The sequence below is a fragment of the Calothrix sp. CCY 0018 genome (assembly GCF_963920925.1).
GTDB lineage: Bacteria > Cyanobacteriota > Cyanobacteriia > Cyanobacteriales > Nostocaceae > Rivularia.
Genome location: NZ_CAWUDI010000015.1, coordinates 1 through 16,642, shown reverse-complemented (window position 1 = coordinate 16,642; position 16,642 = coordinate 1). Strand labels below are relative to the sequence as shown.

The window sequence follows — 16,642 nt, the reverse complement described above, 5'->3', positions numbered from 1 at the left end:
TTCGTAATTTACACTAAAATGCGCCTATTGATATATTTTGTATCATTGACTACGGTTTTATGGTTAAAAATGTTTATATAATTTACACATTAGATAGATTGACATATATAATGGGTGTAAATAGATGATTCTCTAATACTACAACCAATACCTGCAACGAACCAATAAAATTGATACCTCTGAGGGACTAACTATTATTCTCATGGAGAATTAGAACATGAGCTTTCCGCAAATACAGGAATTCTTGGAAGCAGAGCCTATGAAGATGTATCTACATCTTGGGGGAATACCTTCCGAGGCATTATCAGCATCTACTAGACGAATCAGATATCAGAGCGGGCTGATGCTACCAGCATTATTCTCTCATTTGAATTTACAGTTAATGCAATCATTGTGTGAAACAGGACATGGTGAATTCCACATAAGTAGCGAGAAAAAAAATCACGAAATCGTGGTTTATTTGGGTAGCCATATCAGCTACCGATACTCTTTAAATTCCCAACAACTAGAACCAATAGACAATGCATATCGACAAGTTATTAAAACTTGGAATCAATGGTATTCGTCTGATTAATTAATTTTGGATGTTAAATTTTGGATTCAATATTTTCGTTATTCTTGAATTTTCACGTTCATTTTTAGTACTTGGACACATAAATGTTGATAGGTAAGACATTGTTTGTAGTAGCGCCGTCTTCGCCTCATATTCCGGAATTCGGATGCGCTAAAGCGCTACTACGAACCCAAAAAAAATAATGTAGTAGAGTATTAGTATAAATCCAAAATCTAAAATCTAAAACTAAATATGGCTTCGATAAACTAGAAGTTTACAAGCCGGTGAAGTGTACCCTGCACTTACCGGCTTTTTTGTTACCTATTCATGGTATTTCGATTCTTTCAATTCAAAAATTACTTAAAAGGAAAAAGCTAATGACTACTAACAAATTTAACCCCTTGTTTAGACTCATGGTAAAAGCGTTCAAATACTTTTCGTTTATAGTGTTTGGCTTTATATTAGCCGCGAGTTTATCGAATATTATCGGCAGCGAATACATTGCAGACTGGTTCTTTCCAATAATGTTTGGATGTATTTGGCGTTTAGGAATAATCCTACTCTGTTTAGGAGGAACAGCGATACTGATCGAGTCTCTTCGATAAGGTTTAGAGTTTAGATAATCCAAATTAGGTTGAGTTAATAGCCCGAATCTCTAATTATAAAAACTGTTTCAATAATCTGAGTTTCGGGCAAATTAGAACATAAGGAGAAATCAACATGAATATCATTAAGAATCTGAAAGTTCTCGTTATATTATCTTGTCTGTACAGTACAGCTTTTCTGGCTATTTTATCAGGATATCCAGCAAAGGTTTCATTGGAAGTTAAAGCATTTAGCGTAAAAGTGATAGTAGAAAGATATCTTTTGACAGACAAAAGTCCTTCTTCCCAATGTATTATCGACCTAAATTTACCGTCGGGTGAAATATATGCCAGTCGCCAAGATATTTAATCTCAATGTTTCGTTTCTAAGTTTAAGTCTAAAAATCTAACTCGGTAAATTTTCAGTGCGTTTAAACGCACTTTTTTATGGTTGTCTTAAAAAGAATTTAAAGTAGAATTAGCTATTAGTTTCCCAGATGAAAAATAATCTAAGCGAATTAAACAGGACTTACGCAACCGCAACGAAAAAGTAGGTATTCCCAATTCTAAGATCCCCCCAACCCCCCTTTTTAAGGGGGGCTTCGTATAAGTCCTATTAAAAAGTGATGTTTTTATCATTAGCAAGATATACTTTTATATTGTATTGAACAGTTTGTTAAGCAATTAATTAATAAAATAGTTTGATTTCTTATTTACTTATACATTTAGCCAGATAATATGATTTTATTATCTTTTATTTTGGGCTTAATCTTAGGCTATTTATTTAGCGGCAAAAAAGGTAGCTTAATTAATATTAGATTTTATATAAACGTCAACTTCAGCGATAACTTGAACGGCAACGGTAATAACAACGGTAATAACAACGGGAATGGCAATAAAGCAAGAGGTGGAGAGTTAGAAATTAAGAGTTAGGAGTGAGGCACTACCAGAAACCCGGTTTCTTTTCGTTGTGCAATCAGCAAGAAACGGGGTTTATAAAGGCTCGTTGAGAATGCTGCGTCTCCAATAATCGAAAAAGAGTGTAATCCGCGATCGCAATTCTTCATAAGAAAATCCCGGTAGTTTGCAAACTCACGCTTTTTAAAGCGCTCGTGGAAAAACGCCGCGAGTGGTTTTAACCACCGTTGGCATTTTTCTTTTTTTTTGGATGGTTAGTCCGCAATTAAGTAATGTTAGCCTCGATAATGTTTAGAGTCGGCTTCAAAAGGAAAACACTGGCAAAACTGGCGTTACACCTGTTTAATTTTCCAGTTATAGTGCTTGAAACTGGCTACGCATCTCAAGGTATGATTTTTAGCACTTGCTCTAAACGTAGGAATTTAATCCTTAATCTGGTCAGCTAAGAGTTTCAGAACTATGCCTGAAGCTCAGTGTCTTGAGACCTGAGTTGCTGACATGGTTTGCGTTTGCTTTATCTCTCTCCTCCGCGTTCCTCCGCGTTAACCTTAGCGTTCCTTTGCGTTAAAAAAATATATTCTCCCCCAATCCCAACAACCAAACCAAAACCCACGGTAAACTGTTGAAATTGTGAAGGACATTCCTTAATAATCAACGTGTACTATGGCTAATTTTTTATTGGAAGTCGGAACGGAAGAGTTACCTGCAAGCTTTTTGAGCGGTGCTATAACTCAGTGGAAGCAGCTAATTCCCGAATCTTTACAGGAAAATTTTCTCGATAATGAAGCGGTGGAAATTTACGGTACTCCCCGCAGATTAGCGGTGTTAATCAAAGGTTTACCGCAACAACAAGCAGATAGAGAAGAGGAAATAAAGGGGCCACCCGCGAAGGCTGCTTTCAAGGATGGCAAGCCCACTAAAGCGGCGGAAGGTTTTGCGAAGAAGCAAGGTGTGGATGTTTCTGCTTTGGAAATTCGCCCTACTGATAAAGGTGATTTCGTTTTTGTTAAGAAAAGTATCAAAGGACGTTCAACTGCCGATATTATTACCGAACTTATTCCCAACTGGATTTTTAAATTAGAAGGTAAGCGGTTGATGCGGTGGAGCGATGGGGATTTAAAGTTTTCTCGTCCGATTCGCTGGTTAGTGGCTTTGCTGGATGACAAAGTTTTACCGATTGAAATTGAGAATAATTCGGAAGTGGTGAAAAGCGGTAATACTTCCAGGGGACATCGCGTTTTACATCCCGATAACGTAACTATATCTCAAGCTACCGATTATCTTAGTACCTTGAATTTCGCTTCTGTGGTTGCAGATGTAGAAACGCGAGTTAATACGATTACTCAACAGGTGCAGGAAGCAGCCAAAAAACATAATGGTTATGCTCAAATTTACCCCGATTTGTTGGAGGAAGTTGTTAATTTAGTCGAATTTCCGACCGCAGTTGTCGGTAATTTTGAACCGGAATTTTTGGAGTTACCACCGGAAGTTATTACTACGGTAATGGTTTCTCACCAAAAGTATTTTCCGGTATTTAAAGCTGAAAATAGCAAAGAATTACTTCCTTATTTTATTACGGTTTCTAATGGCAACCCAGAAAAAGCTGATATCATTGCTAAAGGTAATGAAAGGGTAATTCGCGCTCGTTTGGCTGACGGTAGATATTTTTACGATAATGATATTAAGCAATCACTTGAAAGCTTTTTACCACAGTTGGAATCGGTAACTTTTCAGGAAGATTTGGGTTCTTTACGCAAAAAGGTTGATAGAATCTGTACTGTTGCCGAACGAATTTCCAAGCAGTTAAATTTATCATCTCAGCAGCAAGAATATATTCAAAGAGCAGCTTTATTATGTAAGGCAGATTTAGTTAGTTCGATGGTGTATGAATTTCCCGAATTGCAGGGAATTATGGGTCAAAAATACGCTTTTAAGTCAAACGAACCCGAAGCTGTAGCCGATGCGATTTTTGAACATTATTTACCCAGAGGTGCCGATGATATTTTACCGCAAACCGTTACGGGTAGAGTTGTTGCTATTGCCGATCGACTCGATACTTTGGTAAGTATTTTCGGCTTAGGAATGATACCAACTGGTTCCTCCGATCCTTTCGCGTTACGCAGAGCCGCAACTGCGATTGTTAATATTACTTGGGATGGCGATTTAGCAATTAATTTACAGCAGCTAATCGAAGAAACGGCCCTCAAATTCGCTAATACTTATAACAAAGATAAAGCTAAATTAGTGGCTGATTTAGAAGATTTCTTCCTACAGCGCATCCGCACCTTATTACAAGATGAGAAACAGATCGACTACGACTTAGTTAATGCGGTATTGGGAGAAAATGACCCAGAGTATACAGAAAGGGCATTGCAGGATTTACTAGACGTTCGCGATCGCGCTTTGTTCTTACAAGATATTCGCAATAACGGCACCTTAGATAAAATCTACGAAACGGTAAATCGTTCCACAAGATTAGCAGCACAAGGCGATCTAGATACCCAACAACTCGACCCCAGCAATTTAGTACAAAAGAACTTATTCCAAAAAACATCCGAAGAATCATTTTATAACGCCGTGGTTGGCTTAGTACCGCAAACGCAAGCCGCACAACAACAGCGAAATTACCAACAACTGATAGCAGGATTAACAGAAATAGCACCTACAGTTAGTAAATTCTTCGACGGCCCCGAAAGCGTGTTAGTAATGGATGACAATCCGGATATCAAGCGAAATCGTCTGTATTTACTAGGATTACTTCGTAACCATGCTCGCGTTTTAGCTGATTTTGGCGCAATTGTAAAAAATCTGTAGTGAAAATCAACAAAACATGGTGTAAATTATGCCAATAAACGTTACTATAGTCATGCTTAACCAGGGCCTGCTTACAGTCTATGCCTAAAGCTCATGTAATTGGATTGGGAAAATCCGGTGTTGCTGCGGCGAGATTGTTGAATAGAGAGGGTTGGGAGGTGGAAATTGGTGATACAAAAACCTCCCCTAACCTCCTCAAACAACAACAAGAACTTGCTGCTGAGGGAATCACTGTTAAATTAGAGTATTCCCTGAATCTAAACGATACCGAATTACCGAAATTAATCGTAGTTAGTCCCGGTGTTCCCTGGGATATTCCCGCATTAATAGAAGCGCGGGAAAAACAAATTGAAACCGTGGGGGAAATGGAACTTGCATGGCGCAATTTACGTTCTACTCCCTGGATCGGAATTACCGGCACCAACGGTAAAACTACCGTCACATCATTAATCGGCGCAATATTTCAGACTGCGGGTTTACACGCACCTATTTGCGGTAACATTGGTATTGCCGCTACTGAGATTGCACTTGAGGAAGGGGACAAGGGGACAAGGAGACAAGGGGATAAAAAAGAAACTTCTTTCCATCCTCCCATAGATTGGATAATCGCCGAACTCAGCAGTTACCAAATCGAATCTTCCAACTCGCTTTCCCCAAAAATCGGCATCTGGACTACATTAACACCAGATCATTTAGCGCGTCACAAAACTGTAGAAAATTATTACAATATCAAAGCGCAATTATTGCAACGCTCTCAAATGCAGGTTTTCAACGGTGATGACTCATACTTAAGAAAAGTGGGTGAAACCGATTGGCAAGATGCTTACTGGACGAGCATTAAAGGTAAAAATAATTTAATCGGCGGTAAAGGTTTTTACATAGAAGATGGTTGGGTTGTAGAGACGCAACATATTTCATCTGTATTTGAAGACCAAAAAATCATGCCAGTTTCCGCTTTGCGAATGGTAGGAGAACACAATTTGCAAAATCTGTTGTTGTCAATTGCAGCAGCAAGGTTAGCAGGAATTGAAAAATCAGCAATCCACCAAGCGATCGGCGAATTTGCTGGGGTACCTCACCGCTTAGAGCATATTCGTACTTATGAAAAAATTGACTTTATTAATGATAGTAAAGCGACGAATTACGACGCTGCCGAAGTTGGTTTAGCATCGGTAAAAAGTCCGGTAATATTAATTGCTGGAGGTGCTGCCAAAGCTGGTAACGATCAACCCTGGATAGAAAAAATCAAAGAAAAAGCCTTCTCTGTATTATTAATTGGCGATGCAGCACCGATATTTGCAAAACGCTTTGAAGAAGAAGGATATTCCAACTACGAAGACATGGGAACGATGGAAAAAGCCGTTGCTCGCGGGTTTGAATTAGCGAAGAAGCATGATGCATTAGTAGTTTTACTGTCGCCAGCCTGTGCGAGTTTTGACCAATACGCCAATTTTGAAGTACGCGGCGATGATTTTCGCAAGTGGTGTTTGGAATTGAAGTAATGGTTATTTTTTGAGAATTTATAATCCCGGTTTTTCTGGTAAAGCCGGGTTTTTTGTATTGTTTTATTTGTATATAATTTGTAGGTTGGGTTAAACACGAAAACAAATTTGGAAAATAACGAGAATATTGAATATCGTGTTGTAACCCAACATTAACTTTATGGATAAATCGAGATATTATGAATGCTAAAAATCAAGATGTTGGGTTACGATGCAATTTTAATCTATCGTAAAAACCGTTATTGTTCGTGCGTCTAACCCAACCTACAACTACTACAACTACTCTTCGAGAAAACTTCGTTTACAGCGCATCTTCTCGGAGGCGAGTACAGCGCTACTACGAACCTAGTATTGTAGGTTGGGTTAGACACGAAAACAAATTTGAAAAATAACGAGAATATTGAATATCGTGTTGTAACCCAACATTAACTTTATGGATAAATCGAGATATTATGAATGCTAAAAATCAAGATGTTGGGTTACGATGCAATTTTAATCTATCGTAAAAACCGTTATTGTTCGTGCGTCTAACCCAACCTACAACTAACCAATATCTTAGAGTTGATTCCTAAGCACTAAAAGAACCTTTACGCCGACGTAAATAAATAGCACCCAAAACACCCAAACCTAATAAACCGAATGTCGAATTAGTTTCCGGAACCTTTGTTACCTGACCTTTGTTTACAAGGGTGTCATAAGTGTAGTCATAGTTACTAAGATTCAAAGTATCAGAAACTTTGACAATATCATCAGGTGCAATCGATGGTAAATAGGGTGTTATATCTATATCAGCAATTGAACCTGGTGTCGAATCACCTCCGTCCCAAAGCCACATCCGGTCGTTAAGATCGTGTCCTTGAGGTTGTGTACCTGCTTCAGGATAAAATTCGCTACCTTGGCGACCATTGTTTTGCCATTCTGCCCAAAGACGTTCTACGTTACTATGATGCAACCAGAAAACTGGGTCATTGGGAGAGCCTGGAACGTTGTTCATGGTGCCCACTGTTACCAATGGGGGTGGATTTAAGTCAGTAGATTGGGGTGGTTGTTCGACGAATCCACTACCAACCAATGCATGAACAAGATTATGAGTACAAGGTAATGTACACATTTGCTCATTGCCGTTTTCATCTATGAAAGTCCGTCCTTCTAAAGCAGGACGGAAGATATTATAATCATCGGATTGAAGAAGTCTATCTATTCGTGCTTGATCTAGAGGCAATTGCTGCTCGGGGGGATTAGAGTCAGGTGGCAAATAGCGGATTATTGAGGTTCCCAAAGTTTCCCCAGTTACGACGTTAGTGTGTAAATCTGGAATCACATTCCAGCCATCAGCAGCAGAAAAATTACCAAACGGCAAAGGACCACCTTCTAATGGTTCATCTCTACCAAGAATCTCTCTTGGTTGCCCCGAGCCGTTGGTGCCTAAAAAGTCTGGTTGGAAAATCACACCAACCGATCTAGGATCTGTCCAATCCCAGTAGGGAATAGTGACATTAGGATTGACTGACTGTAAGGCTTTTTCAAATCGGCTCAAATATTCACGGTGCCAAGGTAGAAATGCCGAATTTCCATGAGCTGCATCAACTCCAGCCTGCGGCCCTGTGGCTGGCGTATCTTGAGGCAGTGTAACTAAACCACCCAATTGCTCTGGTGTAAATGCCATTGCACCTGTATGGATGGCAACAAACTCATCATAGATGCTTACTTGATTATCGTTAGTGCCAGGTATTGTTTTTAATGTTTTAATCGCATCCACGAAATCTAATTTTTCCTGTGGAGTCAAGTCAATGACGTTCTTTCTTACTAAAGTGGCAGCTATTGCTGGAGCTTGCGAGATGCTGAAGGCAACAGCCACACCGACAGTTATTTTGGTAAGGATTTTTGATAAATGCTTCATTTGCTGATATCTGATAATTAGATAGAGACTAATTTTTGTCTATTTATTTAATTAATATCTATCTAATTAGATATTACTTAAATAATAGCTTTATGTATTTTCACTTAAGTAATGCCACTTTTGCATAAAGATTTGATGAAGCTTAAACCTTGTGTCTGGTAAAACAGACGTAAAAAATAACACTACGGGCAAAGTCGATAGTAGGATGGGTTAGACACGAAAAGAAGTTTTAAGAATAGGTAGAATTGATAATATCGTGTTGTAACCCAACATTAACTTTATGGACAAATCGAGATATTATGAATGCTAAAAATGAAAATGTTGGGTTACGACGCAATTTTAATGTATCGCAAAAAGCGTTATTGTATGTGCGTCTAACCCAACCTACAACTACTCACGAACTTATTTTTTTTCAATCAATTAGAAGTCCTATATTAGGTTAAATCCTAACGCCAATTATCTAAAACAAAAATATCTGCTCGATTGTAATTTTCCAAGTTTGGTTTATGCATCGCGACACCTGTCAATTCTGTCCTAAATTGTTGCGAAAACATGATTTTGTAAGCTTGCTCGTGACTGGTGTTAATTCCTGCAACTAAGCGAGTTAGTTTTTGTTTCGCAGTAAATTTCTCGCAGCACATTAGTAATTTATCAAAATTCTCTGCAACCTTGATTCCCGGTTTTACCGCAGCAAATTTTATATAACAGTCATTACTACCAGCTTCTGTATTAGCACCGCAATGACAAACCGCAAATCCAACTAATTGATTATCTTCCCAGAGCAAAACCGTATCACCTAAATTTTGTTCGTAAACGGATATAATTTCTGAAGAAACATCTAAACCAGGATAAATTTCATGAGTCATTTCCAAGCAAGCAATTAAAGATTGACGACGTAATTCTGGTTCGATTTGCGAATATTGCGAATATGCTAATTTTTCTGATGTTTCTTGAATAGACTTCGCCATAATAAAAGTTAGAAAACGAGGGTAAAAGCCAAATTTTTGGTAAAGTACGTGATGTTTAGAACTCTCAGCAAAGGTAAATAAAACAGCTTGTTTAATATCCCATTGCTCAAATTTTGACATCACAGCAGCAATCAACTTTTGAGCAACACCTTGATTCCAATATTCGGGATGGACGCTTAATGGACCAAAATATCCTATGCTCCCCCAACAACAAGCAATATTAGTACCGACTAATTTACGATCAATTTCTGCTGCAAATACTGCACTTGGATCTATTTTCCACCGATGGGTAATCAAATCTGCATCACCGTAAAATTCCAATGGGTTGGGCAAGCCAATGAACGTACCAAATGCTAATTTAAAAATTCTATTGGCTTCGGGAATTTCAGTTTCTTGCAAAGTCCGAATTTTGATTTGCACGGCTAAACGCCTCATTCTATTTATTTTAGGGTGCTGTTAGTAGTATTGTAAGTTGGGTTAAACACGAAAACAAATTTGGAAAATAACGAGAATCGATCGTAATCGTGTCGTAACCCAACATTAATCTTTTGGATGAATAAAGATGTTGGGTTACGACGCAATTTTAATGTATCGCAAAAACCGTCATTGTATGTGCGTCTAACCCAACCTACAGCTACAGCTATCTAACCCAATCTACAGCTATCTACAATTCTATCCTCACAATCTTTACCCCTTCATCTACAGAAACTTCAATAACTTGCGGCTGATTTTCTTTCGATAAAATACTAATTTCCCCGCTACTTTCTAAACGCGCAATTTCTACTTCAGAGGGTTCTGTAAGTTTGGCTTGAGAACGTAAAGATGATTCTAAATCTTTTTCGCTAATATGACTCTTTTGCATATTTTTATAATTAATTTCACCATCTCGAATTAATACGCGAGATGAACCTTTTATTAATTGTTCTACTTTTGGGAAATGAAAAGATATTCCTGCAAATAACCAGTGCATTCCTACTAATACGAACCCAGCGCCTATAGTAGGAAAAAAAGGTGCAGAACCATTAATAGTACGGCTTAAAGTAGAACCAAAAATAATACTTAAAATAACGTCAAATGCAGCATATTTGCCAATAAAACGGCGGTCCCCCGCTACCCTTACCATTATCCATCCAGCAACATAAATTACCGCTGCTCTCAACCCCATCTGCCACAAATTTAATTCTTTAACATCCAACCCTAAAGCATAATTAATCCCGTCCCCAATTACCTCAAACATTACCAATTACCAATTTATTTAATGCAACATCACATCATCAATCATTGTTTCATCATCTAAACTACTAGCTCTATTAGTAGTTAAACTAGAACAAATAGCATCCCAAGTCCAACCATCATTTTCTGCTAATGCTAAAAGTATTCTTCTACGTTTAGTGATAATCTTAATATTTTCAAAAAATTCTTCGTCGCTAACTGTGGGAATACCTTTATTTCTTAGCAATTCTAAAGAAGGAAGCTGTGGGTTATAGTTCGCTGGTTCTAAATAAGCTGATTTTAGAGTTTTCAAAAAAGCCGCGCTAGCTCTTCTAGCAGAACCTAAAACTGCTGGTTCCGGTTGATATTTCTCTGGAATTCCATATTGTAGTAAGGTAAGAGCTTCATCTAAGGCAATTAAACTTAAAGGTAAAGACCTAGCTCTTTCTACACTGTGGAAATAATGCAATACTGGATATGCTAAATGTTTTTCTCCTTGCTCGGTTAAAGTTGGTGTCAATGAACTTAAATGTGAAGATAATTCTCCAAAATCTTGACCGTTCCAAGCTCGAATCAATATCTCGTCGGCTGTTCCTCCTAATGAAGAAATATAGGTAGCAAAAGCACGTTTTTCTGAAGCTGCTGAAACAATTGGTAATAGGTAAGCAATACTTAATGTTACTAAGAAAAAACCACTAGCCGATGATATTGCTGTAGCTATTTCCCAAATTCTTCCTTGAGCTTGAAAATCTCCAATTCCTAAAGTAGATATCGTATAGCCTACATAATAAATTCTTTCCCAAGTATCTGCGGGTATTTTAGAAGATGCATTCACAACGGCAGAATTCTCAGCACAAAATATTATTGTCCAACCTACCCAAGTGAGGAAATACCAAGCTAAGGCTATTCCAGTTAGTAGAACTAAACCTGTAGTTGACAACAATCTGTGGTTAGATTTTCTATGATGAATTTGTAATACTAACCACCATATCCCGCTAGAAATTCTACTGGTAATTGGCCCTCCTCCTCCCACTGTTAAGGTTGTTACCAATACATCAAAAGTCGTATAACCTAGTATTAGTATGCCTATAATTACTAATATAATTGACATTATTATAACTATATGATTTGTTTTTACATTTTACATTAGGTATAATAAAATATTATTTTAATACCCATCATTAAAACATCTTACTTTCTATAAAACTCTTATGGCATAAAAGATTAATCGATCCTAGTACAATTAAAGTGCAATAATATATGGACTATTTATTAATCAAATATGCACGTAAATAACAACTATACATTAGACATCTCCGGAAAACATTTAGGTAGTTTAATTTTATACGCAAACCTAACCCCCCTGCCCCCCTTCCCTATGAGGGAAGTGGGGTTTTAAAGCCTCTCAGGGGTGGGGGAGAGGTTTGGATGCAGTTCTTTTTCTTTTTCGGAGATGTCTATTTAATAACAGCTAGCAAGTCTGCCGTGCATCTACCTAAAGTTTACTGTTTGAATAAAGGTTATAACTCTCATTTAATAACTGTGAAGCTGTAAAAATATCAACACAATTCAAATAAGCAAGATGGGTGCGTGAAGTGTAAAGATATTTTAAGTTAGATGACAAAATATTAGCCACTACGCACAATTTGAAATTTAGATTTGAAATTTAGATTTGAAATTTAGATTTGAAATTTAGATTTGAAATAAAAATTCTCAGTGGACGGAATTCTCGCCATAATAACGAGCGTAAACATCCATCGGTTATTGGCTCGAAACAGCTACAATACCTTATGATTGCAATTTTAAGCTTGAATATTGAAATTTTATGACTGCTGCTACAACTGTAAAAACTGATTACGAGGCGATAATTGGTTTAGAAACCCATTGTCAACTTGCTACTAAAACTAAGATTTTCTCGGATAGCTCTACAGAATTCGGTGCTGAGCCTAATACTAACATCGATCCAATTTGTATGGGTTTACCTGGGGTATTGCCGGTACTCAATGAAAAAGTATTAGAATATGCCGTAAAAACAGGTTTGGCTCTTAATTGTCAAATCGCTAAATATAGCAAATTTGACCGCAAACAGTATTTTTATCCCGATTTACCTAAGAATTACCAAATTTCTCAATTCGATTTACCGATCGCCGAACACGGGCATATTGAAATTGAGTTAGTTGATAATGATGGTAATCCAACTCGCAAAAAGATTGGTATTACTCGTCTGCATATGGAAGAAGATGCAGGAAAATTGGTTCACGCCGGTAGCGATCGCCTTAGTGGATCGAGCTATTCTTTGGTAGACTACAATCGAGCCGGTATCCCGTTAATCGAAATCGTTTCGGAACCAGATTTGCGCTCCGGGCAAGAAGCCGCCGAATACGCTCAAGAATTACGTCGAATTGTCCGCTATCTCGGTGTCAGCGACGGTAATATGCAGGAAGGTTCGCTACGATGCGATGTAAATATTTCCGTGCGTCCCGTCGGACGAAAGGAATTTGGCACAAAAGTCGAAATTAAGAATATGAACTCGTTCAGCGCTATTCAAAAGGCGATTGAATACGAAATTGAACGTCAAATAGAAGCGAATGAATCTGGTGAAGCAATAATTCAAGAAACTCGGCTTTGGGAAGAAGGTTCTCAACGCACGATTAGTATGCGAATTAAAGAAGGTTCTTCAGATTACCGCTATTTCCCCGAACCCGATTTAGCTCCAATCGAGGTAACTGAAGCACAATTAAAGAATTGGGAAAGCGAATTACCAGACTTACCCGCGAAAAAACGTCATTATTATGAAACCGAATTGGGACTTTCTGCATACGATGCCAGAGTTTTAACCGAGGAGCGGGCAACAGCAGAATATTTTGAAGCTGCCCTAAAAAAAGGAGCAAATTCCAAAACTGCCGCAAACTGGATTATGGGAGATATTGCGGCTCATCTCAACAAGGAAAAACTGAATATTTCTGAAATTAATTTAACCCCAACCAATTTAGCTGATGTCGTCAAGCTGATTGATAAAGGTGAGATTAGCAATGCCAAAGCCAAAGAAAAATTACCAGAATTGCTTGAAGGTAAATCTGCCAAAGATGTTTTTGCAGGAGAAAAATTAATTACAGATCCAGCAGTACTCGAACCTCTGATCGATGAAGCTATAGCTGGAAATCCCAAAGAAGTCGAAAAATATCGCAGCGGTAAAACCAACGTCAAAGGGTTTTTCGTCGGACAAGTTCTTAAAAAGACTGGAAAACGCGCCGATCCAAAATTAACCAATCAACTGGTAGACAAAAAACTCAAAGCCTTGATTGAATAAAAAACTGATGTAGAGACGTTGCAGTGCAACGTCTCCCTATATTTAAGTTTTTACTGGTAAGTAGGTGGGTACAAATAACTATGACACGCTCTGTCATTGCGAGGAGGAACGACGAAGCAATCACCTTTATGTGCGGCTCATCGCAATAACTGGGATTGCTTCGTTCCATTCCCGGTGTAGGGAACACTAAGCCCTTCGGGCATACTTCGTGAACGTGAACGCAATGACGTTTTACATTTAATTAAACCTGCCTACTTAATTCAAGGAAACAGTATTTCTACTTATAAATTCGTAAATACTTTATATAGCAGAAGCAAATAACCGATATTTACTTATAGATCGTTCAAATTTATTTCACAAAAACTTTACATGAATTTAACATAGGGGGTGTCACCCTCCACCCTCAAGATGCTATATTATGTTAAGTAGATGCACCCTGATGATCTGGAGAGCTGCCAAGTAGCTCTCCGTTTTTTTTGCGAAAATTTAGATAATAACCGTATAATCCCGCCGTGCATATGGCGTAATGATATTATTAACGGATAAATTAGCTCTACTCTTATTCCTGAATATAATACTTTGAAAGAATATTTAACAAAAAAAATTACCAAGGGGTATAATCCCTCATGCCATAAATGGTAAAATATGATAATCAGATGCACCCTGATGTTCGGAGAGCTACTTTAAATAGCTCTCTTTTTTGTTTGTTTATATTTAACGGCAGTTTTTTCATAAAATTTTTATCCAAATCTACGCAAGGGGGTCTCACCCCCTGGGCAAATAGTGATATACTATGTTAAGTAGATGCACCCTGATGATCCGGAGAGCTACCCAAGTGGCTCTCTTTTTTGTATGCTTATTCTACTTATAGATAAAATTACCGTGAAGAAGACAGATAATTTCTTTATCAAAACTTAATTTAAAATTAACTGAGGGGTGAAACCCCCTGGGCTAATAGTGATATACTATGTTAAGTAGATGCACCCTGATGATCCGGAGAGCTGCCAAGTAGCTCTCTTTTTTTTTGGTATTTATACGGAATGTAAGGTTAAAGGTTAAAGCTAATTAAATTCATAACTCCTAACTCTTAACTCTTCCCATGCCCAATTCCCATTAATAACTAATAAGTTACCATGCCTGTGTCAACTAATAATTGATATAATCCCCTACTATTGCAGCACCAAGAGGATACAGGGGAAAAATCATGAGTGAATGGCAGGAAATAGCAGGTGGAGTTACGGCACCTAGAGGATATAAAGCAGCCGGAATCGCTGCTGGGCTAAAGCCTTCGGGTGCTGCTGACTTAGCGCTGATTCTTTCAGATGTTGAGGCGATCGCCGCAGGTGTGTTTACGATGTCGCAGGTAACGGCGGCTTGTGTTGACTATTGTCGTCAGCAGTTATTATCGTCGCAGAGTGCCCGTGCTATTCTCTGCAATGCCGGACAGGCTAACGCTTCTACGGGTAAACAAGGCTGGTTGGATGCCCTTGAAACTGCGATGATGTTGGGGCAAGCGCTTAATATTTCTTCAAAGTCGGTGCTGCTGGCTTCAACTGGGGTAATCGGACAAAGAATGAAGATGGATGCTTTTAAAGCAGGTATTCCGAAGTTGGTAGAATCACTTTCGGAAACGGGTAGTGACGCAGCAGCAAAGGCGATAGTTACTACAGATTTGGTGACAAAATCGATTGCGCTAGAAACAACTATACACGATCGACCTGTAAGAATTGGCGGAATCAGCAAAGGTTCGGGAATGATACATCCGAATATGGCGACTATGTTAGCTTTCGTCACTTGCGATGCTGCGGTTTCTCCTGGGTTGTGGCAAGAAATGCTCAGTCGCGCTGCTGACAAGAGTTTCAATGCAATTACCGTTGATGGCGATACCAGTACTAATGATAGTTTAATCGCTTTAGCTAACGGACAATCCCGCACCCCAGCGATTACCGCAATGACTGCCGAAGCAAAGAAATTGGAAGCAATGTTAACCGCAGTATGTCAGCATTTAGCAAAGGCGATCGCCCGCGATGGTGAAGGTGCAACTTGTTTAATAGAAGTGCAAGTCAGCGGCGCAGCTAATGAAAAAGCAGCCGTGCAAATTGCCAAAACCATTGCTGGCTCGTCGTTAGTGAAATCTGCAATTTTTGGCAGAGATCCAAATTGGGGAAGAATTGCCGCTGCTGCTGGGCGTGCGGGAGTACCTTTTGAGCAAAGCGATTTAAGAATTCAGATGGGGGATTTTTTGTTAATGGAAAAAGGACAACCCCTTGAATTTGATCGAAAAGCTGCGAGTGCATATTTGAAACAAACAGCGGAAGCATCTTCTTTACCAAAAGATTTTGTCGCTACTAATAATAGTAATGATTTAACTGTTGATAGGAATACAGTCAAAACTCAAAGGGTAGATAATCCGGTAATTATTGAAGTTTGTGTTGGGAATGGTACAGGTGTTGGTAAAGCTTGGGGATGCGACTTGAGTTACGATTACGTGAAAATTAATGCCGAGTATACGACTTAGGTAATTGGTAATTGATAATTGGTAATTGGTAATTGGTGATTTCAAACCAGAAGAAATAATCAGGAGTTAAACAAAAATGGGAACTTTAACTATTCGTTTACCAGACGAAAAGCATAGTAGATTGAAAGAGCTTGCTCAAGCTAAAGGCATAAGTGTTAATAAGCTGATTGAAGAACTTTCCACATTAGCTTTAGCAGAATTTGATGCCAATACAAGATTTAAAGCAATGGCTGCAACTGGCAATCCAGAGGAAGGTTTAAAAATACTAGCTAAACTTGATGCTTTGATTGACACTCTCAGGTCTAAAGACACTGAGAAACTGCTTCCAGAGTAAACTTAGGTAGCACCCAAAGTCTAACTCTC

At 38.4% G+C, this 16,642-nt stretch carries 12 protein-coding genes; 8 read left to right on the top strand and 4 right to left on the bottom strand.

Annotated features, from left to right (window positions below):
- Window positions 1-217: 217 nt before the first annotated feature.
- The 5 genes from ACM03V_RS12865 (at window position 218) to murD (ending at window position 6,371) form a co-directional block, all read left to right on the top strand.
- The gene (locus ACM03V_RS12865; RefSeq protein WP_414621180.1) at window positions 218-574 is read left to right on the top strand and encodes a hypothetical protein; all 357 of its coding nucleotides are present in this window, start codon (window positions 218-220) and stop codon (window positions 572-574) included.
- Between the two features lie 699 nt (window positions 575-1,273).
- Window positions 1,274-1,507 (top strand): hypothetical protein, encoded by a 234-nt coding sequence (locus tag ACM03V_RS12860; RefSeq protein ID WP_414621179.1) that lies wholly within the window; start codon window positions 1,274-1,276, stop codon window positions 1,505-1,507.
- 368 nt (window positions 1,508-1,875) lie between these two features.
- On the top strand, window positions 1,876-2,070 hold the full coding sequence (locus ACM03V_RS12855; RefSeq protein ID WP_414621178.1) for a hypothetical protein: 195 nt from the start codon (window positions 1,876-1,878) through the stop codon (window positions 2,068-2,070).
- A 648-nt stretch (window positions 2,071-2,718) separates the two neighbouring features.
- Window positions 2,719-4,869: a glycine--tRNA ligase subunit beta gene (gene glyS, locus ACM03V_RS12850; RefSeq protein WP_414621177.1), complete on the top strand. Its 2,151-nt coding sequence runs from the start codon at window positions 2,719-2,721 to the stop codon at window positions 4,867-4,869.
- A gap of 80 nt (window positions 4,870-4,949) precedes the next feature.
- Window positions 4,950-6,371 (top strand): UDP-N-acetylmuramoyl-L-alanine--D-glutamate ligase, encoded by a 1,422-nt coding sequence (gene murD / locus ACM03V_RS12845; RefSeq protein WP_414621176.1) that lies wholly within the window; start codon window positions 4,950-4,952, stop codon window positions 6,369-6,371.
- 568 nt (window positions 6,372-6,939) lie between these two features.
- On the opposite strand, the gene ACM03V_RS12840 is transcribed toward murD, so the two are convergent.
- The 4 genes from ACM03V_RS12840 to ACM03V_RS12825 form a co-directional block, all read right to left on the bottom strand.
- On the bottom strand, window positions 6,940-8,271 hold the full coding sequence (locus tag ACM03V_RS12840) for a tyrosinase family protein (RefSeq protein WP_414621175.1): 1,332 nt from the start codon (window positions 8,269-8,271) through the stop codon (window positions 6,940-6,942).
- 446 nt (window positions 8,272-8,717) lie between these two features.
- Window positions 8,718-9,674, bottom strand: a complete 957-nt coding sequence (locus ACM03V_RS12835) for a GNAT family N-acetyltransferase (RefSeq protein WP_414621174.1) — start codon at window positions 9,672-9,674, stop codon at window positions 8,718-8,720.
- A 229-nt stretch (window positions 9,675-9,903) separates the two neighbouring features.
- Window positions 9,904-10,476 (bottom strand): DUF421 domain-containing protein, encoded by a 573-nt coding sequence (locus ACM03V_RS12830; protein ID WP_414621173.1) that lies wholly within the window; start codon window positions 10,474-10,476, stop codon window positions 9,904-9,906.
- A gap of 18 nt (window positions 10,477-10,494) precedes the next feature.
- Window positions 10,495-11,562, bottom strand: coding sequence for a two pore domain potassium channel family protein (locus tag ACM03V_RS12825; RefSeq protein WP_414621172.1), 1,068 nt, complete (start codon window positions 11,560-11,562; stop codon window positions 10,495-10,497).
- A gap of 714 nt (window positions 11,563-12,276) precedes the next feature.
- Between ACM03V_RS12825 and gatB the strand changes: the two genes are divergently transcribed.
- From gatB to ACM03V_RS12810, 3 genes are all read left to right on the top strand, one after another.
- Window positions 12,277-13,761, top strand: coding sequence for an Asp-tRNA(Asn)/Glu-tRNA(Gln) amidotransferase subunit GatB (gatB, locus tag ACM03V_RS12820; RefSeq protein ID WP_414621171.1), 1,485 nt, complete (start codon window positions 12,277-12,279; stop codon window positions 13,759-13,761).
- A gap of 1,204 nt (window positions 13,762-14,965) precedes the next feature.
- Complete coding sequence (gene argJ, locus ACM03V_RS12815) at window positions 14,966-16,279, top strand: bifunctional ornithine acetyltransferase/N-acetylglutamate synthase (protein WP_414621170.1); 1,314 nt, start codon at window positions 14,966-14,968, stop codon at window positions 16,277-16,279.
- A 76-nt stretch (window positions 16,280-16,355) separates the two neighbouring features.
- Window positions 16,356-16,613 carry a toxin-antitoxin system HicB family antitoxin gene (locus ACM03V_RS12810; protein WP_414621169.1) on the top strand — a complete coding sequence of 86 codons (258 nt, stop codon included), beginning with the start codon at window positions 16,356-16,358 and terminating at the stop codon, window positions 16,611-16,613.
- Window positions 16,614-16,642 lie beyond the last annotated feature (29 nt).